Origin of the sequence: Winslowiella sp. 2C04 (genome assembly GCF_050037805.1) — a bacterium.
GTDB classification, from domain to species: domain Bacteria; phylum Pseudomonadota; class Gammaproteobacteria; order Enterobacterales; family Enterobacteriaceae; genus Erwinia; species Erwinia toletana_A.
Map to the genome: position 1 here is coordinate 2,427,538 of NZ_CP188300.1, position 25,479 is coordinate 2,453,016.

24 protein-coding genes and 1 pseudogene are annotated in these 25,479 nt (G+C 51.7%); 10 read left to right on the top strand and 15 right to left on the bottom strand.

All coding sequences use genetic code 11. The features are described from left to right. Positions 1 to 54: 54 nt before the first annotated feature. On the bottom strand, positions 55 to 936 hold the full coding sequence (locus ACP3TC_RS10785; RefSeq protein ID WP_426818208.1) for a DMT family transporter: 882 nt from the start codon (positions 934 to 936) through the stop codon (positions 55 to 57). A gap of 42 nt (positions 937 to 978) precedes the next feature. Further along, entirely contained in the window at positions 979 to 2,064 is a 1,086-nt protein-coding gene (locus ACP3TC_RS10790) for an NAD/NADP octopine/nopaline dehydrogenase family protein (RefSeq protein WP_426818209.1), read from the bottom strand. 141 nt (positions 2,065 to 2,205) lie between these two features. Between ACP3TC_RS10790 and ACP3TC_RS10795 the strand changes: the two genes are divergently transcribed. The 3 genes from ACP3TC_RS10795 to hpxO all read left to right on the top strand — a co-directional run bounded on the left by ACP3TC_RS10795 (position 2,206) and on the right by hpxO (position 4,170). Further along, the gene (locus ACP3TC_RS10795) at positions 2,206 to 2,337 is read left to right on the top strand and encodes a hypothetical protein (RefSeq protein WP_313857466.1); all 132 of its coding nucleotides are present in this window, start codon (positions 2,206 to 2,208) and stop codon (positions 2,335 to 2,337) included. Between the two features lie 68 nt (positions 2,338 to 2,405). Continuing rightward, entirely contained in the window at positions 2,406 to 2,801 is a 396-nt protein-coding gene (locus ACP3TC_RS10800) for a hypothetical protein (protein WP_313857465.1), read from the top strand. Between the two features lie 211 nt (positions 2,802 to 3,012). Beyond that, entirely contained in the window at positions 3,013 to 4,170 is a 1,158-nt protein-coding gene (hpxO, locus tag ACP3TC_RS10805; RefSeq protein WP_313857464.1) for an FAD-dependent urate hydroxylase HpxO, read from the top strand. A gap of 15 nt (positions 4,171 to 4,185) precedes the next feature. Here the strand turns inward: hpxO and bla are convergent, their stop codons facing one another. From bla to guaD, 6 genes are all read right to left on the bottom strand, one after another. Continuing rightward, positions 4,186 to 5,085, bottom strand: a complete 900-nt coding sequence (bla, locus tag ACP3TC_RS10810; protein ID WP_390902516.1) for a class A beta-lactamase — start codon at positions 5,083 to 5,085, stop codon at positions 4,186 to 4,188. 49 nt (positions 5,086 to 5,134) lie between these two features. Next, the gene (gene dcp / locus ACP3TC_RS10815; RefSeq protein WP_426818266.1) at positions 5,135 to 7,222 is read right to left on the bottom strand and encodes a peptidyl-dipeptidase Dcp; all 2,088 of its coding nucleotides are present in this window, start codon (positions 7,220 to 7,222) and stop codon (positions 5,135 to 5,137) included. Positions 7,223 to 7,357: 135 nt separating this feature from the next. Next, positions 7,358 to 8,128 (bottom strand): xanthine dehydrogenase accessory protein XdhC, encoded by a 771-nt coding sequence (gene xdhC, locus ACP3TC_RS10820; protein WP_313857462.1) that lies wholly within the window; start codon positions 8,126 to 8,128, stop codon positions 7,358 to 7,360. Continuing rightward, on the bottom strand, positions 8,115 to 10,481 hold the full coding sequence (xdhB, locus tag ACP3TC_RS10825; protein ID WP_426818210.1) for a xanthine dehydrogenase molybdopterin binding subunit: 2,367 nt from the start codon (positions 10,479 to 10,481) through the stop codon (positions 8,115 to 8,117). Before xdhB ends, xdhC begins: the two co-directional genes overlap by 14 nt. Beyond that, complete coding sequence (gene xdhA / locus ACP3TC_RS10830) at positions 10,471 to 11,913, bottom strand: xanthine dehydrogenase small subunit (protein WP_426818211.1); 1,443 nt, start codon at positions 11,911 to 11,913, stop codon at positions 10,471 to 10,473. The genes xdhB and xdhA overlap by 11 nt, the downstream gene beginning before the upstream one ends. After that, positions 11,910 to 13,241 carry a guanine deaminase gene (gene guaD, locus ACP3TC_RS10835; protein WP_426818212.1) on the bottom strand — a complete coding sequence of 444 codons (1,332 nt, stop codon included), beginning with the start codon at positions 13,239 to 13,241 and terminating at the stop codon, positions 11,910 to 11,912. The genes xdhA and guaD overlap by 4 nt, the downstream gene beginning before the upstream one ends. Before the next feature lie 403 nt (positions 13,242 to 13,644). Between guaD and ydfG the strand changes: the two genes are divergently transcribed. Beyond that, positions 13,645 to 14,391, top strand: a complete 747-nt coding sequence (gene ydfG / locus ACP3TC_RS10840; protein ID WP_313857457.1) for a bifunctional NADP-dependent 3-hydroxy acid dehydrogenase/3-hydroxypropionate dehydrogenase YdfG — start codon at positions 13,645 to 13,647, stop codon at positions 14,389 to 14,391. A 34-nt stretch (positions 14,392 to 14,425) separates the two neighbouring features. Here ydfG and ACP3TC_RS10845 read toward each other — a convergent pair whose 3' ends face one another. Then, positions 14,426 to 14,749: a YnfA family protein gene (locus tag ACP3TC_RS10845; protein ID WP_426818213.1), complete on the bottom strand. Its 324-nt coding sequence runs from the start codon at positions 14,747 to 14,749 to the stop codon at positions 14,426 to 14,428. A 135-nt stretch (positions 14,750 to 14,884) separates the two neighbouring features. On the opposite strand from ACP3TC_RS10845, the gene ACP3TC_RS10850 reads away from it, so the two are divergent. Both ACP3TC_RS10850 and ACP3TC_RS10855 read left to right on the top strand, forming a co-directional pair. Beyond that, positions 14,885 to 15,232 carry a DUF1283 family protein gene (locus ACP3TC_RS10850; RefSeq protein WP_313857712.1) on the top strand — a complete coding sequence of 116 codons (348 nt, stop codon included), beginning with the start codon at positions 14,885 to 14,887 and terminating at the stop codon, positions 15,230 to 15,232. 51 nt (positions 15,233 to 15,283) lie between these two features. Further along, positions 15,284 to 15,580 (top strand): DUF1161 domain-containing protein, encoded by a 297-nt coding sequence (locus ACP3TC_RS10855; RefSeq protein ID WP_313857455.1) that lies wholly within the window; start codon positions 15,284 to 15,286, stop codon positions 15,578 to 15,580. Positions 15,581 to 15,639: 59 nt separating this feature from the next. Here the strand turns inward: ACP3TC_RS10855 and ACP3TC_RS10860 are convergent, their stop codons facing one another. Beyond that, positions 15,640 to 17,094, bottom strand: a complete 1,455-nt coding sequence (locus ACP3TC_RS10860; RefSeq protein ID WP_313857452.1) for an MDR family MFS transporter — start codon at positions 17,092 to 17,094, stop codon at positions 15,640 to 15,642. A 427-nt stretch (positions 17,095 to 17,521) separates the two neighbouring features. On the opposite strand from ACP3TC_RS10860, the gene osmY reads away from it, so the two are divergent. Genes osmY through osmV form a run of 4 tightly spaced genes read left to right on the top strand, consistent with a single transcriptional unit; the run spans position 17,522 to position 20,979 of the window. Beyond that, positions 17,522 to 18,238, top strand: a complete 717-nt coding sequence (gene osmY / locus ACP3TC_RS10865) for an osmoprotectant ABC transporter permease OsmY (protein ID WP_313857450.1) — start codon at positions 17,522 to 17,524, stop codon at positions 18,236 to 18,238. Positions 18,239 to 18,259: 21 nt separating this feature from the next. Then, positions 18,260 to 19,183 carry a glycine betaine ABC transporter substrate-binding protein gene (locus ACP3TC_RS10870; protein WP_313857449.1) on the top strand — a complete coding sequence of 308 codons (924 nt, stop codon included), beginning with the start codon at positions 18,260 to 18,262 and terminating at the stop codon, positions 19,181 to 19,183. 9 nt (positions 19,184 to 19,192) lie between these two features. Continuing rightward, positions 19,193 to 19,840: an osmoprotectant ABC transporter permease OsmW gene (gene osmW / locus ACP3TC_RS10875; protein WP_313857448.1), complete on the top strand. Its 648-nt coding sequence runs from the start codon at positions 19,193 to 19,195 to the stop codon at positions 19,838 to 19,840. Continuing rightward, positions 19,840 to 20,979 carry an osmoprotectant ABC transporter ATP-binding protein OsmV gene (gene osmV, locus ACP3TC_RS10880; protein ID WP_313857446.1) on the top strand — a complete coding sequence of 380 codons (1,140 nt, stop codon included), beginning with the start codon at positions 19,840 to 19,842 and terminating at the stop codon, positions 20,977 to 20,979. Before osmW ends, osmV begins: the two co-directional genes overlap by 1 nt. A 50-nt stretch (positions 20,980 to 21,029) precedes the next feature. Here osmV and ACP3TC_RS10885 read toward each other — a convergent pair whose 3' ends face one another. The 5 genes and pseudogenes from ACP3TC_RS10885 to mlc form a co-directional block, all read right to left on the bottom strand. Further along, the gene (locus ACP3TC_RS10885; protein WP_426818317.1) at positions 21,030 to 21,899 is read right to left on the bottom strand and encodes a hypothetical protein; all 870 of its coding nucleotides are present in this window, start codon (positions 21,897 to 21,899) and stop codon (positions 21,030 to 21,032) included. A 42-nt stretch (positions 21,900 to 21,941) separates the two neighbouring features. Continuing rightward, positions 21,942 to 22,136 (bottom strand): annotated as a pseudogene (locus ACP3TC_RS10890) (RHS repeat-associated core domain-containing protein); the annotation flags it as partial. 26 nt (positions 22,137 to 22,162) lie between these two features. After that, a complete protein-coding gene (locus tag ACP3TC_RS10895) occupies positions 22,163 to 23,248 on the bottom strand; it encodes an RHS repeat-associated core domain-containing protein (RefSeq protein ID WP_426818214.1) in 1,086 nt (361 codons plus the stop codon). Positions 23,249 to 23,375: 127 nt separating this feature from the next. Beyond that, the gene (gene bioD / locus ACP3TC_RS10900; RefSeq protein ID WP_426818215.1) at positions 23,376 to 24,044 is read right to left on the bottom strand and encodes a dethiobiotin synthase; all 669 of its coding nucleotides are present in this window, start codon (positions 24,042 to 24,044) and stop codon (positions 23,376 to 23,378) included. Between the two features lie 132 nt (positions 24,045 to 24,176). Beyond that, on the bottom strand, positions 24,177 to 25,394 hold the full coding sequence (mlc, locus tag ACP3TC_RS10905) for a sugar metabolism global transcriptional regulator Mlc (protein ID WP_313857439.1): 1,218 nt from the start codon (positions 25,392 to 25,394) through the stop codon (positions 24,177 to 24,179). Positions 25,395 to 25,479 lie beyond the last annotated feature (85 nt).

Below are 25,479 nucleotides of genomic sequence, written 5' to 3' on the forward strand. Positions count from 1 at the left end.
CTTTCCCCTACCCTGACCTTGCAGATTTCACGTAGCTATACGGCTTCAGACAATTTAAATCTGCCGCTTTTTGCTTAGCGCCAGCAGGCTGACTGAAGTAATAATTACCGCCGCGCCCAGCCAAAATTGCACCGCCGGTATATTGTTCCAGATCGCCCAGTCCAGTAAGGTCGCAAAAATAACACCGGTGAAGATAAAAGGTGTTACGGCGGTGAGATTTCTACAGTTTAGTGCCCGGGTTATAAATAGCTGAAAGATAAGGCCGGATAACCCCACCATAATCAACAGCCATAGCTCATACCATGATGGTATAACCCAATGATAGCCACTTACCACCGGCAATATCATACTGCTCATCAGATAGAACCAGAACACTATCTGTAATGCCGAGTGATGTTTACTGAGTTGATTTATCCCGGTATAGGCCAGCGCAGCAAATGCCGCGCCGGCCAGCCCGATCAGGATATAAGTTGGTGCCATCTCCTCCTGAGGTGATAACGCAATAATATATACCCCGATAAATCCTGAGATGGTTAAGAACACGACTTTAAACGTGGTTTTTTCTCCGCACAGCAGAAAGACAAACAGTGGCACAAAAAAAGTTGAGGTATTCATTAAAAGCATGGCGGTTGAGACTGGGAGTGCTTTCAGGCTATAAAACATCAGCAACATACTCATCAGCCCGGCAATATTTCTTATGGCAAAATAAACGGGCTGTGTGATGCCGAAACTGAAGCCTTTATCCATTACGATCAGTGGTAAGATAAACAATAGACCGATAAAAAACCTGAAGAAAAGAACTTCACTCGACGGAATAGTCTCTGCGGCGAGTTTAACAAATACTCCCATAATGGCGATGCTCAGATAAGAGATAATCATAAATAAAACCGCTTTATGATACTGCTGATTACTGGCGGGCGGGCTTTTCTCAGCCATATTAATCCCTGCTCCCTTTAAATGGCGGCTTTCCTTTCAACTTTAATCGCCGGTCTTCATATATTGCGTGATATCGCTGCTGCTCATATGGCAGAAGAAATCTTCACTAAGCAATCGGCCATTACGGTAATAACAGCTATTATTTAAAACCGACGTTAAATCAATGATTGAGCGCATCACTGTCGATTCGTAGCCCAGATGTAAACCCAGGCTGTGCCAGGGAACCATCACGTAAGGAACATCCTGAGACAGATAGCGGTTGCTGACGGCGGTTGGGCAAAGCTTTTGTTGATTATGCACCCGAGATTGGGTAAAAAAATCATAATAAGACGCGTGCTTGACGGCGTAAAATTTCTCCATAATGTCCAGATAGCCTGGTAGCGAAAATCCCAGCAGTCGGCCTATTTTTCGCCGCTCGTTATCCAGTTGCTCGATAATGTTGGCTATTTCGCGGCTAATACCTTGTTTATAGAAATAAAACTCGTCTTCGCCCTCTCCTATTCTGCCGGCATTCATCAGCATAATTGCCGGATGGCTAATAGCGCTGGTAATATTCAGGCCTGATTCTAACAGACTTTCACTGACGGTTAATTCGCTGGGGAAATGTCCACAAATCTTGTTTACAATAATGCCGGTGTGCTTTGATGGCATTGCTGCAATATCAACAGAACGTTTGATATCAATAACATCTATTTTTCCTGCATACAGCGTGCGACAGGCATAGGGTAATGAGGCGATATCAGCCAGATAAATATCATCTTTTCTGCCCGTCAGAACCAGCTCTCGATAGAAATATAACCCGCTAAAGTTCCCGGCCAGTGTAATCACCATCTGGCCTGATTTAAGCCATGGCAGCATTTTTCTGAACTGCTCCAGATGCGCATTGGTCGGCAATGAGAGATAAATTACTTCGGCGTCGGCTAAAGCAGCAGCAATATCTTTTGTCAGATGAGCAATGGTGGCCTCACCGTCGATTTTTCCTTTCAGAGTAATAGTATTATTGCAGATACCATCGATAAAACCCGGATGGGCTTCATCGGCATACAGTGTTACCCGGTGGCGGGCAAGCGACAGATGAGCCGCCAGCGCCTGGCCCCCGTGACCACAGCCAATAATAGTGATATTCATACCAACTCCTTTTTGGTAAAACAGTATCCATCGACAATAATAAATATCGGATAAGACGTTAAATTTTTCCTGCGTTGTTTTAATTTGCACTGATTATAAACTCTGGAGCCGACTCCAGAATCAATAGATCAGGATGAAAAGATGAGTAAAGCAAAAGTCACTTTATTGTCAGCTGAAGACCTTATTGAAGATGAGTTAACATTATTATTGCCTGAACGATATTGCATAAACCCACTGCATAATGATAAAACCAGATATTCATGTGAGTATTGACCGTCCCATGAGCGGTGAACTTAGCTGCGATACATTATCCTATAACCTATTGATAAATGGAGTTTATCATGATGAAAATGATGCGAGGCGCTGTGCTTTTGGCCACCTTACTGCTCTCCTCACCGAGTTTTGCCGGTACGCATGGCGCTGAAATTAATTTCAACTCTTCCTGTGATTTCAAACAGCTAACGCTGAAAGTTAAAGAGGAAGATGAGGATAATCCAGCTACCGTCAGGCTGGATATTACATTACAGTCAGAGGCCAGCAGCCGGCTAACTCAGCTTTCTCGCGAATATTTAAACCAGAATATGACGATGTACATTAATAATATAAAAATCAGTACCTCGGTCATTCGTGCTGTATTAAATACCGATAGCTTACAGCTCAGAATTGATAAACAAACGGTACAAAAGATGTTTCCCGGCTTGCTGGAAAGCCAGTGCCACGATACAGCTGCCGGATAGGCTTATGCTGGTTTGCGCAGTAAAAAGTCTGCCGAATTAGGCCAGTGAAAACAATCTGCCGGAATATCGCACCAACATAGTTCATTGCGCCAGCGTAGCGCCCCAGCATCGCGCAAACGGCACGCCGGACATTGTATATAAGCCCCTGACGCTGGCCCGGCAAACTGGTACAAAAATTGCTTTTCAGATTACAGACTTTAAGGAGAATGTAATGAAAGCAATCGTGATTGGTGGCGGAATTGGCGGTATGTGCGCAGCGATAGCGCTGAAGCGTTTTGGTATTGAAACTGCTGTATACGAGGCAGTGAAAGAGATCAAACCGGTCGGCGCCGCGATTTCAATCTGGCCAAATGGCGTGAAATGCCTTAACTGGCTGGGTATGAAAGAGCCACTGCGCGCGCTGGGCGGACCGATGCATTACATGGCCTATCACGACTATCTGCATGGCCAGACGATGACGCGCTTCAGTATCAATCCGCTAATCGAAAGCGTTGGCGAACGCCCTTATCCGGTAGCACGCGCGGAATTACAGGCGATGCTGCTGGATACCTATGGTCGCGATGCGGTGCAATTCGGTAAACGCGTGACCCATATCGAAGAATCAGCCGCTGGGGTGACTGCCTGGTTTGATGATGGCACTGAAGCCCACGGCGATCTGCTGATTGCGGCAGATGGCACCCACTCGGTTATCCGCCAGCACGTTCTGGGTTATCGTACCGAACGCCGCTATGCCGGTTACGTTAACTGGAACGGGCTGGTTGAGATTGACTCCTCAATTGCCCCCGCCGATCAATGGACTACCTTTGTCGGTGAAGGCAAGCGTGTCTCCCTGATGCCGGTCAGCGGCAATCGCTTCTACTTCTTCTTTGATGTGCCGTTGCCAACAGGACTGAAGGAAGATCGCAGCACGGTTCGTGACGACTTACAGCGTTATTTCGCTGGCTGGGCCGCGCCGGTGCAAAAGCTGATTGCCAGTATTAATCCGGAAACCACTAACCGGATTGAAATTCATGATATCGAACCTTTTATGCAACTGGTGAAAGGCCGGGTCGCACTGCTCGGCGATGCGGGCCACAGCACCACGCCGGATATTGGTCAGGGCGGCTGTGCGGCAATGGAAGATGCGATTGTACTGGCGACGGCGTTGCAGACCAACTCGCTGGGAATTGAAGATGCGCTGCTGCGTTATCAGGAAAAACGCGCATGGCGGGTAAAAGATCTGGTGCTTAAGGCGCGCAAACGCTGTGACGTAACCCACGGTAAAGAGATGGCAGTTACCGAACAGTGGTATCAGGAGCTGAAACAGGAAACCGGCGAACGCATTCTTTCCGGCATGTGTGAAACCATTCTCGGTGGGCCACTGGAATAAGCTGGCCCAGTCAGATTACTGTTTTTCCCACGCCGCCAGCACCAGCCTGGTGGCGCTGGCCAGCACATCGCGGCGCGCTTCAGCCTGCGGCTGCTGCTGAGTAAAGTAGACAGCCAGTACCAGCGGTTCGCCCTGTGGTGGCCAGAGGATCGCCAGATCGTTGGTGGTGCCGTAGTCACCCGCTCCGGTTTTATCGCCCACTTGCCAGCCTGCCGGCACGCCCGCGCGAATGCTTTGTGCGCCGGTTTTACTCTGCTTTAACCACTGAATCAGCATTTGCTGCTGAGCAGCGGGCAATGCCTTGCCCAACGCCAGCTGATGTAAATTTGTCGCCATTGCTTTGGGCGTTGAGGTATCACGCAGATCACCAGGGATGGCACTGTTTAACGCGGTTTCCCAGCGGTCCAGACGGGTCTGATTATCCCCTAAACTGCGTGCCAGTGCGGTAATACCCTGCGGACCGCCGATTTCGCGCAGCAGAAAGTTGCCCGCCGAGTTATCACTCAGCTCAACCGCCGCTGCGCCGAGTTCAGCAACGGTCATTCCCTGTTGCAGATGCTTTTCCGTCACCGGCGAATAGGTCACCAGATCGCTCTGTTGATAATGAATGCGCTTATCCAGTAAATCGGGCTGTTGCACGCTGCGTTGCAGCACAGCGGCAGCGGCAAGCGCTTTAAAGGTACTGGTCATGGCGAAGCGTTCGTCGCCGCGATAGCTGAGCTGACGCGATGATCCACTGTCAATCAGTGCCACACCGAGACGGCCGTTGGCCGATGACTCCAGAGCACTGAGCTGAGCAGCCAGCGTTTCCGGCTGAGCGGCCAACACTGCTGTGGATGAGAACAGCGAGACGATAGCCAGCCCGGCGGCGGCCAGTAAATATTTGCGTCGGGATACGGTAAAAATTGTGATCATTAAGCCAACCATCCTGTGGTCCGGGCGGCGCAGGCCGCCCTTATTGATATTACTTTAGTCCGCGATTAATCAGCATTGGCTCGATTTGCGGCTCCTGCCCACGCCAGTCGTGATACAGCTGGCGCAAATCACTGCTGTTACCGCGCGAGAGGATCATATCGCGGAAGCGCTGGCCGTTTTCGCGTGTCAGCCCACCGTGCTCGCGGAACCATTCAAAGCCATCATCGGCCAGCATCTGAGTCCATAAATAGGCGTAATATCCGGCGGCGTAACCATTGCCCCAGATATGCTGGAAGTAACTGGAACGATAGCGTGGCGGAACCTCTGACAGTTCGATATTATCCTGTTTCAGGGCGCTTTGCTCAAAGTTATCAACATCCTGCAATGGTTCATTCGCCGTCAGGCTGTGCCAGTGCATATCCAGTAGCGCGGCCGACAGCAGTTCGGTCATATCATAGCCTTTATTAAATTTATTGGCTTTGATGATCTTGTCGTGCAGCGCCTGCGGCATCGGTTCATTACTCTGATAATGGCGAGCGAAGTGTTTAAACACCTGCTCGTCACTGGCCCAGTGTTCATTAAACTGAGAGGGAAACTCAACGAAATCACGCGGGGTTTCCGTACCGGATAGGCCCGGGTATTGCTGATCGGCAAAGATGCCGTGCAGCGCATGGCCAAATTCGTGGAAAAGTGTGATCACTTCATCCCATGACAGCAGCGCAGGCTGGCCAGCGACCGGTTTGCTGATATTGGAGACATTATAAATCACCGGTTTGCTGCCCAACAGTTTTGACTGCTCGACAAAATTGCCCATCCAGGCACCGCCGCCTTTATTATCGCGCTTAAAGAAATCGGCATAGAACAGCGCAATAGAGCGGCCATCTTCGTCAAACACCTCATACACTTTGACGTCCGGATGATAAACCGGCAGATCGTCGCGCTGTTTAAAGGTGATGCCGTAAAGTTGGGTCGCCGCATAGAACACACCGTTTTGCAGCACGTTATTCAGCTCGAAATACGGCTTAATTTGCGATTCATCCAGATCGTATTTGGTGCGGCGAACCTGTTCGGCGTAGAAAGCCCAGTCCCACGGAGCAAGTTTAAAATTGCCCTGCTGTTTATCGATCACCGCCTGAATATCCGCCGCTTCACGCCTGGCGCGGGCGGTAGCTGCTGGCACAATCTCACGCATAAAACTCAGCGCGGCATCCGGCGTTTTCGCCATTTGATCCTGTAATTTCCACTCGGCGTAGGTTTTGAAGCCCAGCAGTTGCGCCTGCCCGGCGCGCACCTTCGCCAGGCGAGCAATCAGCTGACGCGTATCGTTATCATCGCCCTTTTCTGCCCGTAACCACGAGGCGTTAAACAACGCTTCCCGCGTCGCACGCTGGCTGAGGATTTGTAGGTCGGGCTGTTGCGTGGTGTTTTGCAGCGCCAGTAACCAGCGATCCTGCAGGCCACGCTGGCTGGCCGCCTCAGATGCCGCAGCCAGTTCACCGGCGCTTAACCCCTCCAGCTGAGCTTTATCGGACAGCACTAACGCGCCGGATTTGGTCGCCGCCAGCAGACGGTTGGTAAAGCGAGTGCTGAGCGTGGCGGCTTCCTGATTCAGTGCTTTCAGCTGGGTCTTTTGCTGTTCCGAGAGTGTGGCGCCGGCCAGCTTAAAAGCCTGCCAGTTGACCTCTACCAGGCGACGCGCCTCGGCTGACAGCTGAAGCGTATCGCGCTGCTGGTAAACCCGATCGAGTCGGGCGAACAGTTTGCTGTTGAGTTTGATCTCATCATCCAGCGCCGCCAACAGCGGTGCAGTCTGCTCATCAATTTTTTGCAGCCGATCGTTAGTATTGGCGGCAGTCATGGCGCTGAAAACGTTGGTTACGCGCCTTAACATCAGGCCACTCTTCTCCAGCGCTTCATAGGTATTCTCAAAGGTTGGCGCTGCCGGATTATCTGCAATGCGCTGTACTTCCTCGCGCTTTTGCCTGATGCCGGCTTCTATTGCTGGCAGGTAATCCTGGTCGTTAATACGGTTAAAATTAGGGGTCTGAAACGCTAAATCACTGGGTTGACTGAATGGATTTTGTTCGCCGGGCATTGCCGTTTGCTCCTTTTTACTCTCTTCCACCGCCTGCGCCATGACTGCGCTGCTGCTTAAAGCCAGACTGGTGGCCAGAAAAACCGTTGATAAACGCATATCCTTACCTTCCTCTCCTTACCAGTTAAGCAGAAAGCATAGGTGGCAATAGATAGCAGTGCCATTTGATTTTACAGGCTAATTTTGCTGGTACACCGCAATAATTTCTGCAGCTACCGCGACGGCAATCTCTGCTGGCAGTTTTCCTTTTACATCCGGTAGCCCCATTGGACAGCGCATGGTGTTCAGCTGCTGGCGACTGAAACCTTTACCCTCCAGCCGGTATTCAAAGCGCTGACGCTTGGTGGCCGAACCGATTACGCCGAAGTAGCGATAGTCACCACGGCGTAAAATGGCTTCGCACAGCTCCAGATCGCGCGGATGATGATGGGTCATAACAATAAAATAACTGCCGACTGGCATCGCCTGCACCTGATCGCGCGGATCTTCTGCCTGACAAACAGTAACACCGGGCGGCACCAGATTAAACTGCCCTTCGCGTTCATCTATCCAGTGAATGTGACAGGGTAACGTCGACAGCAAGCTAACCAGCGCTTGCCCGACGTGCCCTGCGCCAAAAACCGCGATTTGCGGCTGTTGCTGCATTAGCGGTTCGAACAGAATGGTAGTCATTCCGCCGCAGCATTGCCCAAGCCGTGCACCGAGGGCAAACTGCTCGGTGTGTGGCGTTTGCTGGCCGCGGCTCAACAGGTCACGTGCCTGCCCGATGCAGCTGAATTCAAGATGCCCGCCGCCGATGGTGAGATAACTGCGTTCACGCGTCACCACCATTTTGCTGCCGCGATCGCGCGGTACTGAGCCTTTCTCATCCAGTACGGTAATCAGCACGCAGGGTTCGCGCTTTTCCCGCAGCTCACCAAGAACAGCGATCCAGTCATGGTAGATCATCTGCGCCTCCTGCCAGCTGACTGGCGGCGCGCCATACCCGCTCAGGCGTGGCTGGCGAATCCATTAACGGATGCTGGCGATACCCGGCCACACTGGCAACGGCGTCCTGTAGCGCGCACCACACAGAGATTCCCAGCATAAACGGAGGTTCGCCCACCGCTTTGGAATGAAAAACGGTATCTTGCGGATTCTTACGGTTTTCCAGCAGCGTCACGCGCATATCAGCCGGAACATCAGTAATCGCCGGAATCTTATAACTGGCTGGCCCATCGGTCATCAGCCTGCCCTGGTCATTCCAGACCAGTTCTTCACAGGTCAGCCAGCCCATCCCCTGCACAAATCCGCCCTCAATCTGCCCGATATCAATTGCCGGATTCAGCGAAGCGCCAACGTCATGCAGGATATCGGCGCGCAACAGGCGATATTCACCGGTCAGCGTGTCGATCACCACTTCCGCACAGGCAGCGCCATAAGCAAAGTAGTAAAAGGGCTTTCCGCGTCCGGCCTCTCGATCGTAGTGAATACCCGGCACCTTATAATAACCGGTGGCCGACAGCGGCACCTGATTCAGCCACGCCATCTGCGACACCTCTGCGAAGCTAAAGTGCTTATCAGCAACTTTGACAATGCCGTTGCGGAAGCTGACCGCGTCAGGCGTGCAGTGATGTAACTGACACAGCATCGAAGTCATGCGTTCGCGCAGAATTTCTGCCGCATTTTGCGCCGCTTTTCCATTCAGATCAGTACCGCTTGAGGCGGCAGTCGGTGAGGTGTTCGGCACTTTACCGGTATCGGTGGCGGTGATTTCAATCTGGTCGATATCGATTTGCAGCACCTCAGCAACGATTTGCGCCACTTTAGTATTCAGCCCCTGGCCCATTTCAGTACCGCCATGATTGAGCTGTACCGTGCCGTCGCTGTAGATCAGGATCAACGCCCCAGCCTGGTTAAGAAAGCTGGAGGTAAAAGAGATGCCGAATTTAACCGGCGTTAGCGCCAGACCGCGCTTAATAAAGCGACTGCTGGCGTTAAAAGCACTGATTTCGGCGCGACGCGCCTGATAACCGGCACTCTGCTCCAGTTGTGCGGTGATCTCTTCCAGCAGATTATCCTCAACCTGCTGGTGATAATGGGTAATATTGCGCTGTAGTTTGCCGTAATAGTTACGCTTGCGAATATCCAGCGGATCAAGACCGCGCTCACGGGCGATATGATCCATAATCTGCTCAATCGCCACCATGCCTTGTGGGCCGCCAAAACCACGATAGGCAGTATTGGAGGCGGTATTGGTGCGGCAGCGGTAGCCGGTGATTAGCGCATCACCGAGGTAATAGGCGTTATCGGCATGAAACATCGCGCGGTCAACAATCGAGCCGGAGAGATCGAGCGAATAGCCGCAGTTTGCCGCCAAATCAATTTTTACCCCGCAGAATCGGCCAGCGTCGTCATATCCGACGTCGTAACGAACATAGAACGGATGACGCTTGCCGGTAATCTGCATATCATCGCGGCGCGCCAGGCGCATTTTAACCGGCCGACCGGTTAACGCTGCCGCGACGGCACACAGGCAGGCAACGCCCGCCGCCTGCGTCTCTTTACCGCCAAATCCTCCGCCCATTCGCCGCATATCGATGGTAACTTTGTTCATGCTGATGCCCATCACTGAGGCCACCAGTTTCTGCACTTCGGTCGGGTTCTGCGTGGATGAAAACACCCGCAGTGCGCGATCTTCGCCGGGCACCACCATGGCAATCTGGGTTTCCAGATAAAAATGCTCCTGACCGCCAATATGAAACTCACCGCTGAGACGATGTGGTGCACGGGCCAGTGCCGCCTCTGCATCGCCGCGCTGGTGAATATGCGGCTGCTGAACATAACTGCGCTGCTCCAGTGCCTGCCGGACATCCAGCAGCGGCGTCAGCTCCTGATACTCAATAATCGCGGCCTGCGCCGCCTTACGTGCCGCCTGCGGGGTTTCGGCCACCACCGCCAGAATCACCTGACCAAAATAATCCACCCGATCTTTAGCCAGCAGCGGGTCGCCCGGCTCCAGCGGGCCGATATCGCCATCGCCCGGCACATCCTGCCAGCCAAGCACCCGCACCACGCCGGGAATGGCATAACAGGGGGCGGTATCGATGCTGATAATGCGCGCGTGGGCATGCTCACTGAGCCGTGGACAGATATGCAGCTGGCCGGGAAACTCCAGCCGATCGTCGATATAAGCTGCTGCGCCGCAGACGTGTTTTTCTGCACTTTCATGCTTATTGCTGCGACCAACGCCAGTTTGCATAGCCGCCAGATACTGCTGTTCAGTCAATGTTTCATTAAGTTCAGGACGATTACGAGACATAACGCGCCACCTCCGTAATGGTCAGCTCACCGGATAACAGATGGTAGTAACGGCGTAACAGATTTTTCGCCACCTGAAGGCGATAGTCGGCGCTGGCGCGAAAATCGCTTAATGGCTGAAAATCGATCGCCAGCGCCCGGCAGGCGTTCTCCAGCGTGCGCAGATCGAATTGTTGACCGGACAGCTGCTGTTCACAGGCGCTGGCGCGTTTCGCTATCTCTGCCATGCCACCAAATGCCACCCGCGCCTCAACAATCACGCCGTGAACAATTTGCAGATTAAAGGCGGCAAAAACGGTGGAAATATCGTCATCAAGCCGTTTCGATACTTTCCAGGCATGAAAGTTATGTGACGTTGTCACGTTTGGAATCACAATCGCGCGAATAAACTCCCCCGGTTGTAAGGCAGTTTTGCGGTAGCTCAGGAAAAACTGTGACAGCGGCAGGCGGCGCTGCTGCTCGCCAGATTGCAGAATTAATGTGGCATCCAGCGCCAGCAGCATCGGCGGCGTATCGCCTATCGGCGAGGCATTGGCAATATTGCCACCCAGCGTGCCCTGATTGCGGATCTGTAATGAGGCGAAACGCTGCAACACTTCTGAAAAACCGGGAAGCTTATCCGTCAAAAAGTGATAACAGGCGGTCAGTGAGGCTGCGGCTCCCAGAACGATCTCCTGAGCATTAATTTCACACTGTTGCAGCTCGTCAATCTGTTCCAGCGCTATCAGCAGCGGCAAGCTTTTATATTGCTGGCTGATCTGTAACACTAGGTCAGTACCGCCAGCCAGCAGACGAGCATCCGGATATTGCAGATACAGTTCCGCCAGCTGCGCGACGGTTTTCGGTAGCAGACAGCGATGGCCCTGCCACTCAATTTGCTGTAGCTGAGGATTTTTCAGCGCCTGCAATTGCTGCGCTACGCTGGCCTGCTGGCGATCAAAACTGTCATCTTCGGAACTTTCACAGGCCTGACGTGCGGCATCGACAATCGGACGATAGCCGGTGCAGCGACAAAGATTGCCTGCCAGCGCCTGTTCAGTCTGATGACGATCCCAGCTGCTGCTGTTTTTTTGCAGAGTGAATAGCGACATAACAAAACCGGGTGTACAGAAGCCGCATTGCGAGGCATGGCAGTCTACCATCGCCTGCTGCACGCTATGTAACTGATTACCCTGTTTAACATCTTCAACGGTTATCAGCTGTTTTCCTTGCAGCGTGCTGACCAGCGTCAGGCAACTGTTAATGGTTTCATAGCGCATCTCGCCGTTAACTTCATTACCCAGCGTCACGGTACAGGCACCGCAATCGCCTGATGCACAGCCCTCTTTAGTACCACTGCGGCGTTGATGTTGACGCAGATAATTCAGTACCGTCAGATTGGGATCAATATGCTGTTCGGTGATCAGCGTCTGGTTAAGCAAAAATTGAATCATGCTGCTTTCTCCCCATCAACGCGCTGCCAGACGCTATTCCCGTTAACCCAGGTGGCGGCAATATTGCGGTCATCACCCAATGTCATCAGTACAAAAAGCTGCTCCCAGATATCGCGACTGTTGCCGTGACGCAGCTGCTGCAATGCCGAAACCGCCGGATCCAGCACCACAAAATCCGCCTCTTTTCCGGCATTGAAATTACCAATACAGTGGTCGAGATCCAGCGCCTGCGCGCCGCCGAGCGTCGCGTGATAAAAAGCTTCACAGGCTGCCAGTTTGTAACCTTGCAGCTGCGACACTTTGTAGGCTTCACCCAGGGTTTGCAGCAGATTAAAGGTAGTGCCTGCGCCGACGTCGGTGCCGATGCCAATTTTCACCTGTTTGTCCCAGCTCTTTTTCACATCAAACAGCCCGCTGCCCAGAAACAAATTTGAGGTTGGGCAAAAAGCGATGGAGGAATTGGTTTGATGCAGGCAGTCCCACTCCTGATCTTCAAGATGCAGACAGTGCGCAAATACGCTGCGGCGCCCGGTAAGCTGGTAGTGATGATAAACATCCAGATAGCTGCTGTTTTCCGGAAACAGCGATTTAACCCACTCAACTTCCTGGGGATTTTCACTTAAATGGGTGTGCAGCCAGCTGTCCGGAAATTCCTGCCTGAGCCTGCGCACGCAGGCGAGCAGTTCTGGCGACGAGGTCGGCGCAAAACGCGGGGTAATGGCGTAGCTGAGGCGGCCACGATTATGCCAGCGCTCGATCAGCGTTCGCGTCTGCTGATAACTCTGTTCGGCGCTTTCGGTGAGATAGTCCGGCGCATTTCGGTCCATCATCACTTTGCCGGCAATCAGGCGCATCCCCAGCTGCTCTGCGGCACCGAACAGAGCATCGACGGATTGCGGATGGACGGTGCCAAACACCAGTGCGGTCGTGGTGCCATTACTGAGTAGCTGATGAAGGAAAAAAGCCGACATTTTTTCCGCATGCTGCGGGCAGTGATACTGACTTTCGACCGGAAAAGTATACTGCTGTAGCCATTCCAGTAGCTGTTCGCCAAAAGCACCGATCATTTCGGTCTGTGGATAATGAATATGGCTGTCGACAAAGCCAGGTACGATCAGCTTGCCGCGATAATCTGTCAGCGGATGTTGGTCCGTCAGCTGAGCGCGGCCCTCTTCCCACGGCTGCAAACTGACAATTCGGCCGCCGTTAATCAGCAGCAGTCCATCGGCAATATGGCGTGCCTGTTGCGGGAGTTGCTCCGGTTGAGTCACCGTCGCCGTTATATCAAAAAAGCTGCCGCGTATGGCTTGGGTATATTTCACTGACATAGCAATTCCCTTTTGAGAAAGGATTAGCTCTCTCTAATTAATAGCAGACTAAGATCTCGTTAACCAGAAATTGCAAAAGGCATGCCAGTTATTTAATTAACTTTACCCGTTAATAATCAATAAATTACAATAAACACACGTAAACAAACTTATCAGCACAAAATAATTACTGCGCAAACGGTTGCCTTTAGCTTTGCAATCGTTTGCCTGCGGTTTAAAAAAGGTTTCAATAATAAATTGCGCTAAAGCCACTATTTATCTGCACCACAGCAATGCGCGTTATGCGTTTTTTGCACCATTGATGTGCAGATATTTGCTTACGCTGAAACTGATTCTGCTCTTACCTGCTGCTGCCCTAAGTGATATGGTGTCTGAAACCTAAAATGTGTTGAGGAACAGTGAGATGATAATTCTTGTTACTGGTGCGACCGCCGGTTTTGGTCAAAGTATTGCTCGCCGGTTTATTGCTGATGGTCACAAAGTGATCGCCACCGGCCGTCGTTCCGGGCGTTTACAGACGCTGAAAGATGAGTTGGGCGATAATCTCTACACCCTGCAATTCGACGTGCGCAATCGCGCCGGTATTGAAGAAGCGCTGGCAAGCTTACCGGTCGAATGGCGTGAAATTGATGTGCTGGTGAATAACGCCGGGCTGGCGTTGGGTATTGAACCGGCGCACAAAGCCAGTATTGAAGATTGGGAAAATATGATCGACACCAATAATAAAGGCCTGGTGTATATGACCCGCGCGGTGCTGCCAGCGATGGTAGAGCGTAATGTCGGTCATATCATCAATATTGGTTCGATTGCCGGTAGCTGGCCTTATGCTGGTGGCAATGTTTATGGTGCGACCAAAGCCTTTGTGCGTCAGTTCAGCCTTAATCTGCGCACCGACCTGCACGGCACTGCGCTGCGCGTAACGGATATCGAGCCGGGACTGGTTGGCGGCACCGAATTCTCCAACGTGCGCTTCAAGGGTGATGATGACAAAGCGGATAAGGTTTATGACGGCACCACCGCATTGACCGCTGAAGACGTCACCGAAGCGGTTTACTGGGTCGCGACGCTGCCAAAACATGTCAATATCAATACCTTAGAAATGATGCCAGTCAGCCAGACGCTGGCCGGTCTTAAAATCCATAAGCCTTAGTTGCTCTGACCCGGTGTGATGCGGTTACACCGGGCTATTTGCTCCAGCCAGCAACAATGATCAGCATTCCACTCAATGCCACCGCCGCACCCAGCCAGTCATAACCGCTCAGACGTACTCCATCGACCCAGCGCAACCACAACAGAGCCGTCATCACATACACGCCGCCGTAAGCGGCATAGACCCGTCCACTGGCCGCGGGATGTAAGGTCAGTAACCAGACAAAAAGCGCCAGGCTAACAGCCGCCGGGATCAGCAACAGTACAGAACCGCCCTTTTTTAACCACAACCACGGGAGAAAGCAGCCGACGATTTCAGCAATTGCGGTTATAAAAAACAGTAAAGAGGTTTTAAGCATTGGGTAAAAGATCTCTCAGAAGTGTAAACAAGTCGGTTGTGTGGCTGGTGAGCAATTGAACCCCAATGATATAATAAAACCGATCCTGACCCCAGCAGCGCTGGCTGACTGGGGTATTAACCAAAGGAACTAATGATGAAAATTCTGCATAAACGCCTGTTTTCTGCCCTTCTGCCAATGACTTTGCTTGGCAGCATGCTGGCTTTCCAACCGGTCGCACTGGCGAAAACTGACCGTGTGATTATTGAGAGCGGGAATAATGCGCTCAGTACTGAGCAGGCGCGTCAGGACCAGCAACAGTGGGATGACACCCGCATGTTGCGCAAAAAGGTCAACACTCGCGTCGAGAAGGAGTTTGATAAAGCTGACCGCGCATTTGATACCCGTGATGCCTGTGACAAAAGTTTTAATGTGAATGCATACTGGGAACCTAATACCCTGCGCTGTCTTGATCGCCGCACCGGTCGTCCGGTTGCTCCATAAGCGAATAACAGCTGCTATGCTTAAGACAGTTTTTAACAAAAGGATAATGTGATGAAAACGTCTGCGATGATCTTAACTGCGCTGTGCTTTGCCGCCCCACTGGCGGTTCAGGCTTCCTGTGAAACCGTTAAAGCCGATATCAGTCAAAAAATTATCAATAATGGAGTGCCTGAATCAGGCTTCTCTCTGGATATTGTCCCCAACGATCAGGCCGATCAAGCGGGTGGTCAGGTAGTTGGCCACTGTGAAAACGATACGCAAAAAATCGTTTATAAGCGCAATGGTAATAATGCCGATGTGAATGTGCCGTCCGATGCCGGTACCACTCAGGATGCACCGGCAAGTTAACGCGATAACCACGACGACGAGAGCCGAAATTCGGCTCTCGTAACGTTTCTTTTATTCGACTATTCCGGCCTTCTCTGCGGCATTGCCCGCGCAATCACCATACTCATCAGAGCAATCAGCAACGATGCGACAAACACCCAGTGCAGTGACGCCGCAACCTGCGCAACGACCTGCTGCAGCGTGTCATGGTGTAACGTTTGCCGCTCGCCTTCCGACATAATTTGCTGCACCGGATCGTGCTGATCGGGCAGGCGCAACATCAGATTATAATTGAGTACTGCCCCCATTAACGCCGTGCCCAGCGCCGAGCCCAGCATGCGGCTGAACATGATTGATGCGGTACAGATACCGCGAATATGAAATTCCGCACTGTTCTGCACCGAAACCAGAAAGGTCGTGCTGGTCATTCCCATTCCGGTGCCAATCACAAATGCGGCACAACCGGCGTAAATCAGCGAGCTGTCACGCTGCAAGGTTAACAGCAGCGCAGTACCGATAATCAGTAACAGCGCGCCAAGCTGTGCGGTAAAGCGATACGAGGTACGCAGCATCAGGCGACCACTCAGGGTGCTGGCGATTGGCCAGCCGATCGACATCATTGCCAGCGCACTGCCGGCCTGTAAAGGCGTGCCGCCATTCACCCCCTGAATCCAGGTTGGCAGAAAAGCGCTGATGCCCATCATCGCCGCGCCAATCACCAGATTACCGGCATTGCCCGCGACAATAATCCGGCTGCGCCAGATCGCCAGCGGAAACAGCGGTTCCTTAGCCTGCTTTTCGTGCCTGACCAGTGCGTATCCGCCGATCAGCGCCATTGCAAAGAACAGCAGCGACCAGTAACCCAATGCTTCAGCCTGAAGTAAAGCGACCAGCAGCGAAGAGACGCAGATCATCAGCCAGAAACTGCCGCCCAAATCCAGACGATGTTGATGCTGCGGTTTGATTTCCGGCAGCAAACGCGCCAGCATCAGCATTGAGATAATGCCAATCGGCACATTAACCCAAAAAATCAGCGCCCAGCTAAAGTGCTGGACGATCCACGCGCCGGTCAGGGGGCCGATGATTGCCGCAATCCCCCAGACGCTGGAGAGCCAGCCCTGAATGCCGGCGCGTTCTTTAGGCGAATAGATATCCGCGACAATGGTTGAAGTCAGCGGCATTATGGCCCCGGCACCCAGCCCCTGAAAAGCGCGAAACAGTATCAGCCAGCCCATATTATTGGCGAAGCCACACAGCACCGAGCCGAGCAGAAACAGCGAGGTGCCAATAAAAAACACCCGTTTTCTGCCCCATAAATCTGCCAGACGACCATAAATGGGTACGCTGACCGCCTGCGTCAGCAGATAAATAGAGAATACCCAGCCAAACTGTGAAAAGCCGCCCAGCTCAGCAATAATGGTCGGCATTGCCGTCGCAACAATGGTCACTTCAATTGCCGCCATAAACATTGCCAGCATAGCGGCGAATAAAATCCAGCGACGATGCGCGACCTGATGTTGAATATTTTCCGTCATAGTATCCCTTAGGTTGTCCAGGATTAAGGCTAGCTCATCCCTGTAACCGACAGTTTTCCTATTGTGCGCTGGATAAGTGACACCGTCACATAATAATCTGCTTTTTTTTCTTTTCTCTGCTTTCCCCAGTGACTACGCGGCACGGCACGCAATCCGCTTGAAAACTATCCTGCTGATTTTGCCCGTAAAAGTTGCCTGTAACCTCAACACGCTGCTATAGCTTTAAAGGTCCTTTTTAACCTTTGACCCATTTAATGCGTTAAGAAGAGTTTTTTCTCTGCTTCAAGCGGTGAATTCGGTTTTGGATATGGCGCTGCGTTTTTTGCCGTTTCTGTCGTTTCACCTCCCGGTTTAATAACAAGGGCAACCTTCCGGCTCCCACTGGAAGCGCGTCCCAATGAATGCGGTATCAGGGAGAATCATCCTCATGCAAAACTTAGCGCTGATTAAGCGTGCAGCCCTTGCGGTGCTGTTCATTATTGTGGTGCTCGGGTTACTGGTTTATGGCCTGGGCTTCGAGACCATCAAGTCACGCCAGGTGGATTTGATCTATCTCGGTAAGCAACATATGTATCTGGTGTTCTGGTCGATGCTGTTCGCGCTTGGCGTCGGTATTCCCAGCGGCATCATTCTTAGCCGTCCGTTCGCCCGTCGCTGGGCGGAGTACGTGATGCAAATCTTTAACGTCGGTAACACCCTGCCGCCATTGGCGGTACTGGCGCTGGCAATGGTGATTATCGGTATCGGCGACCGTCCGGCAATTGTCGCGCTGTTTCTCGCCTCTTTGCTGCCGATTGTGCGTAACACCTATGCCGGTCTGTGTGCCGTGCAACCGTCACTGCTGGAAGCGGCAAACGGCATTGGCATGACCAAAATGCAGCGTTTGCGCCAGGTTGAGTTGCCTGCCGCGTGGCCGGTGATGCTGTCCGGCATCCGTATCGCCACCGCAATCAACGTCGGTACCGCTCCGCTGGCATTCCTGATTGGTGCCAGCAGCTACGGCGAGCTGATTTTCCCCGGTATCTATCTGAATGATTTCCCGACGCTGATTTTAGGTGCCGCGGCAACGGCGTTGTTCGCGCTGATTCTGGATATGTTACTGGCCGGTTTGGGACGTTTATTAAGCCCACACACCGCGGTTTAACACAATTTTTGGAGTCCTGTTATGGCAAATGCCAACAGATTAACCCGCTGGGTCCGTCATACCGCCCTCGCCCTTGGCGCTTCGCTGGCAATAAGCAGCGCTGCGTCAGCCGCGCCTATCGTTATGGCTACTAAAAGCTTTACCGAACAGCACATTGTATCGGCGTTGGCGACGATGTGGCTGAAGAAGAAGGGCTTTGATATTGAGCCAAAAACCAATATTGCGACCACTATTACGCGTAATGCGATGCTGAGTAAACAGGTTGATATGACCTGGGAATATACCGGCACTTCACTGATTATTTTCAATCATATTGAACAGCGCATGTCTCCTGAAGAGGCCTGGCAAACGGTGAAAAAACTGGACGGCGAGAAAGGACTGATCTGGCTGAATCCGGCGCCAATGAATAATACCTACGCCTTCGCGATGAAGCGCGACCGTGCGGAAAAAGAGCAGATTGAAACGATATCGCAGCTGGTGGCGAAAGTTGAGCAGGTGCGCAAAACCGATCCGGAAAACAACTGGATGCTGGGGCTGGATCTGGAATTTGCCGGACGCTCTGACGGCCTGAAACCGCTGCAAAAAGCCTATGGACTGGAGCTGGATCGTCCGCAGATCCGTCAGATGGACCCCGGACTGGTATATAACGCCATTCGCGATGGCTTTGTCGATGCCGGTCTGGTGTATACCACTGATGGCCGGGTTAAGGGTTTCGAGCTGAAAGTACTGAAGGACGATAAAGGCTATTTCCCCAGCTATGCCCTGACGCCGGTGGTGCGTAAAGAGACGCTGGATGCGCATCCGGGGCTGGCGGAGGCACTTAATCAGCTGTCGCCGCTGATCACTGATGATGCCATTACCGAAATGAATAAGCGTGTTGATATCGACCATCAATCTCCGCAGCAAGTTGCGCGCGATTTTCTGAAATCCAACGGCCTGCTTTAAGGAGAACTTATGGATACCCTTCACTATATTTTCAACAACTGGGAACACCTGCTTGACCTGACGTTACAGCATCTGTGGCTGGTGGGGCTGGCGGTCGGACTGGCGATTATCATTGGCGTACCGCTTGGCATTCTGATTGTGCGCTTTAAATGGCTGGCGACGCCGATTTTAGGCCTGGCGACGCTGATCCTGACGATTCCTTCAATCGCGCTGTTTGGCCTGATGATTCCGCTTTTTTCAATGATCGGTCAGGGTATTGGTGCTTTACCGGCGATTACTGCGGTATTCCTTTACTCGCTGTTGCCGATAGTCCGTAACACTCATACCGCACTGGAGAATATTCCACCGGGTTTACGCGAAGCCGGTCGTGGCATTGGCATGACCTTCTGGCAGCGACTGCGCTGGGTGGAAATCCCGATGGCGTTGCCGGTTATTTTTGGTGGTATTCGTACCGCTGTAGTGATGAATGTTGGAGTAATGGCCATCGCCGCTGTAATTGGCGCGGGCGGGCTTGGCCTGCTGCTGCTGGATGGCATCAGCGGCAGTGATATTCGGATGTTAATTTCAGGCGCATTAATGATTTGCCTGTTGGCTATTATTCTTGACTGGCTGCTCCACAGACTGCAGCTGGCGCTGACTCCTAAGGGGATTCGATAATGATAAAACTGGAAAATCTCACTAAACAATTTACCCAGAAAAACGGTACGACGTTTAACGCCGTGGATAATGTCAGCCTGAATGTACCGGAAGGTGAAATGTGCGTGCTGCTCGGCCCTTCTGGCTGCGGTAAAACTACCACGCTCAAAATGATCAACCGTCTGATTCCGTCGACCAGTGGTAAAATTTTGATTAACGGTGAAGATACCAGCAATCTTGATACCACCACCCTGCGCCGCAATATCGGTTATGTGATTCAGCAAATTGGTCTGTTTCCCAATATGACCATCGAAGAGAATATTACCGTGGTGCCGCGCATGCTCGGCTGGGATAAAAAGCGTTGTCAGCAGCGGGCCACCGACCTGATGAGCATGGTGGCGCTCGACCCGAAGAAGTTCCTGCATCGCTATCCAAAAGAGATGTCCGGTGGCCAGCAGCAGCGCATTGGCGTAATTCGCGCACTGGCGGCCGATCCACCGGTGCTGCTGATGGATGAACCTTTCGGAGCCGTCGACCCGATAAACCGTGAAGTGATTCAGAATGAGTTTCTTGAAATGCAGCGCCAGCTGAAGAAAACCGTGATGCTGGTCAGTCACGATATTGATGAGGCATTGAAACTGGGTGACCGCATCGCGGTGTTTGGCCAGGGCAAAATCGTACAGTGCGCCAGCCCGGACGAATTGCTGGCAAAACCCGCCAATGAATTTGTCGGTTCCTTTGTTGGTCAGGACCGCACGCTGAAACGCCTGTTGCTGGTGCAGGCCGGTGATGTCACCGATCAGCAGCCGACCATTACCGCGCAGAAATCGACGCCGCTGTCACAGGCTTTCGGCACCATGGATGACAATGATATGCGTTCGATTACCGTGGTGGACGACGACGGTAAACCGTTGGGATTTGTTAAACGCCGTGAAGCGCGTGGTGCCACCGGGGTATGTGCAGATATGTTACATCAGTTTAGTGTCACCGGGCGGGCAGAAGAGAATCTGCGCGTGGTGTTATCTAAGTTGTATGAACATAACTCGGTATGGATGCCGATCGTTGACGAAGATGGACGCTATAGCGGTGAGATTTCGCAAGATTATATTGCCGACTATCTCAGTTCCGGCCGTACGCGTCGGGCGCTGAATCAGGGATAATAATCCTCAGGAGAGCGTGAGTTCACGCTCTCCTGATTAATGATCTTATGCTAGTTCAGCGGATTCAGTCTGATAATAAAATCGTAAGTGATGCCTGCTTCATGACCGGCATCATTGTCGGGTATTTCGAGGCGTTCAACTGCATAAGCGGTTAAGCCGAAATCATTCATAATATGCTGTGTTGATTTTCCATTTGGCGTTTTGAAAAAAACATCAAATAATTCTCGCCCTGCTTTCCCCTCCGTCATTTCCAGTGTCGCTTCATTGAAAACTCCACTTCTGACAATAGTTTCAGGCATCCTGCCAATAAAGTTATTTTCTGTTGCTATTCTTTCATACTGGTATCTTGTTACATCACTGGCATAATAAGGTACATTTTGCTCTCGCCTGTAATTGTTTACAAAAGTCCATTTATTGGGTTTGAATTTATTGCCAAATAAATTACGCCTGTTATTAAGGTCTCGTGACGTTATCTTGTATCCGGTTATTTTATGCGCAAAGTTATTTCCGTCATCAATCCATGCTCGGGCCTGTTCCTTCGACAGCCTTTGACTGGCAGATGCCGAATCGGCTTCCAATAGATTCTCACCAGGCTCTGTCCAGGCCAGAGAATAATGTAGTGCTGTTGATACCCCCTCATCCTCAGCACGCGTTGCTGAGCGGCCAACCCCGGCCAGCAAACCCGCCCCAAGCGAGAGCAAACCACTGGCAAAACTGAGCCAGCCCAGCGCCGATGCGGCACGTGGATGAGTTCCGGCACTGGTGATACTGAGAATACCGCTGATATCGGCTACTGTCCCTGAGGTGCCGACCAGCATGGCGCTGGCGGAGGCACTGATCATTGCAGCCTCCAGCCCCCCGGCGGCAATCAGCGCAGCACCACCGGTAAACAGCGTGCCGATAATTCCCAGAATGCCCATGCCAATACCGAGTGCGGATTGCCAGCTGAAATGGCCTGATGGATCGCTACGGTTGATCGGGTCACCGGCGCAATAACTGTAAGTATTGATTCCACCTGCACCAAACGGGCTCCAGCTATCCGGTGCGCTAAAGCGCATAAGTATTGGACTGTAACTGCGATAGCCATTGCCCGGATGATAATTTCCGCTGACGGGATCGATGCGCAGACCATTATAACCTGAAATATTGCCGTTCATATTTACCTCCGTTGTAAAATATGATGCTACGACTGTGGATTAAGTTTGATAATAAAATCGACAGACTGTTCTGATTCCAGACGCTCAACCTGAAATGCGGTTAAGCCAAACGCATTCATGATATGCTGAGTTGATTTGCCATTTGGCGTAGTGAAAAAAGCCGCGAATAATTCCCGCCCCTCCTTTCCTTTTGTTGTTGCCAGGGTAAATTCATTAGAAACTGATTTTCTTATAATTATTTCAGGAAGCATGCCAATGAAATTTTTTTCTCCGGCGATTATTTCAAACTGATATCTTGCCACATCACTGGCGTAGTAAGGGACTTCTTTGACTAATCTGGCATTGTTGATAAACGTCCATTGTTTTGATTTAAACTTATTACCAAAAAAATTAGACTTATTATGAAGGTCTTGCGAATGTATTCGATTATTAATGATGTAATGCCTGAAATTTTTATCATCAGCAATCCAGCTGCGCGCCTGTTGCCAGGACTGGCGATAGCTGGCAGCGGCATTATCAGCGGCTGATAACCTTTCAGCTGATTCAGCGTAGCAAAACTCAAAATGCCGTATGTCAGAAACCCTCGCCGTATCAGCCATACTCCGCCCCGGCATTCTGGCTCCGCTACTTAGCAAGCCGGCCCCCAGCGATAACAGCCCGCTGGCAAAAGAGAGCCAACCGAGTGCCGCCGACGCGCGTGGATTATTCGCGGCAGTGGTGAAACTAAGAATACCGCTGATATCGGCTGTCGTTCCTGAGGTTCCGGCCAGTAGAGCGGTAGCGGAGGCGCTGATCATAGCGGCGTCAATACCGCCAGCGGCAATCAACGATGCGCCGCCGGTAAACAGCGTACCGATAATCCCCAGAATGCCCATGCTCATACCGAGTGCAGCCTGCCAGCTGAAATGACCGGAAGGATCGCTGCGGTTAATCGGGTCACCTGAGCAATAGCTATAAGAGTTGATTCCGCCCGCATCAAACGGGCTCCAGCCGTCCGGCGCGTTAAAGCGCATCAGCCGTGGATGATACGCACGATAGCCGTTACCTGGATGGTAACAGCCGCTGACCGGATCGATTCTCTGGTGATTAAATCCTGTAATGCTGTATGCCACGCTTACCTCCATCAGACAGGAGATAAGCAATAACCCGGTAAATCACTGAAGTATAGTTAAATAAAATTATAAAAATCAGTACGATATAAAAGTCACACCGTGATATTGCGTCCTGCTGAAGCGGCCATCAGCTTTTCACCACCGAGAGATCGATATATTTCGCCAGCTCGCGCTGCTCGGCACGCGGCAAATAAGGCAACTCACCCAGTAGCGGTGCCGGGATTTTATCGCCCAGAACATCAATAATTTCGGCATAGTGAGCCAGGCCAGGATTGATACGGTTTGCTACCCAGCCTAATATGGGTAAGCCATCATTTATTATCGCTTCGGCGGTCAGCAGCGCCTGACTGATGCAGCCGGACTGTATCCCTACAACCATCACCACCGGCAGTTTTTCCTGCACTACCCATGCTGAAAGTGGACGCAAATCATTCATTAAACTGCGCCAGCCGCCAGTGCCTTCAACCACCACCACATCCGCCTGGTCGCATAAATAGTGTAAACCGGCACTGAGCTGGCTGTAACTGATCGGATGTTCGCGATGGATGCTGATCTCATCTTCCTGCAAGGTGACTGGGTTAATGGCCTGATAGGGTAATTCAACGGTTGAAGATGCCTGCAAAATAAGCGCATCTTTATTGCGTAATCCCTCTTCTGTTTGCTGGCAGCTTTTAGCGACCGGCTTATAGCCGGCAACACGGGGATACGCGATCGCCAGCTTTTGCAACAGTGCGCGTGAAACCACGGTTTTACCGACAGAAGTATCGGTTCCGGTTACAAATAGACGACTCAACATGCGTGCATCTCCGACAGGTCAACAACCTGAAATTAATGATTTTGATTAATGTATTCTGTCGGGAAATTGTAAAGGAGCCTGTTCACCACGGGTTTGCGTTAGCGCAAGCTTTCAGCGAAAAGCGAGGTTTGATTAGCCCTGTAAAAGTTTCAGCAGTAATGAGCCATTGTAAAGCGCATCTTTTACCAGCGCCGCGCCCGGCATGGTGCCGAGATTAACGAACTGCGTGGGTTCAACATCAATTTGTGCGCTGTACGCAGGCAGTGATTGTTGGCGAATACAGGCGGTAATGACCGGATAGAGAATCTCAGAGGCGCGATTTAACGGTGAGCCGATTAAAATTTTTTGCGGATTAAACAGATTGACCATCACTGCAACAATGCGGCCTACGCTGTTGCCCACGCCGGTAATTAAATCTTTTGCCAGCTGATCGCCCTGTCGTGCGGCGTCGCACAGCCATTCGATGGTTAATGGCTGATTATGCAGCAGCGAACTGGGAGAAGCCTGCATTCGCTGTTCCGCCAGCGTCAGGATGCTGCTGATGCTGGCCACGGTTTCCAGGCAGCCATGGTTGCCGCAATAGCACTGTTTACCATAAGGATCGAGCTGAGTATGCCCAATCTCAACCAGTGTACTGCTGCCATTGTGCAACAGGCGGCCACCGGTAATCACTCCGGCACCTACATTATGGTCAATCACGACATGGATTACATCACGGGCACCACGGGAAGCACCAAACAGCGACTCTGCCATCGTCCAGGCACAAATATCATGCTGAATATAAATCGGCAAGCCGGTGCGTTGTTCCAGCGCTGGCCCCAGCGGCATATCGATTACCGGATAAAACGGCATACGGTGCACAATGCCGGACTGGGTATTGATAATTCCTGGCAGCGTAATGGCAATAGCAGTTAAGCGCTCAAGCTTGCGCTGGTGACGAATGAAAAACTGGTCTATTTCGCCGATGATACGCTCTAACAGTGGTTCACTGGCTTCTGACGGCAACGGACGTTGTTCTTCAGTCACGAGCGCACTGCTTAAATCACGCAGTGCCAAAGTGATCTCACCCTCGCTGATGCGTACAGAAAGGTAGTGCCAGGCAGCGGTATCGAGAATCAGCCCGATTGCCGGACGACCCCGGCTGCCGATATCCTGAAACTCGGTTTCCTGTACCAGATGTGCTTCCAGCATTTCACGCACAATTTTGGTAATGCTGGCCGGTGCCAGCTGTGCCAGCCTCGAGAGTTCGATGCGCGAAATCGGGCCAAATTGATCTATCAGGCGATACACTACGCCAGCATTAGTTTGCTTAATCTGATCGATATGACCGGGCTGACTATCCGCTATCACTAACCCTGCTCCCGCTTATTTTCGCGCTTCAAAATAAACTACTTTCGCTATGGTGAAACACTTAATCGGTGTCGTCAAATATTTG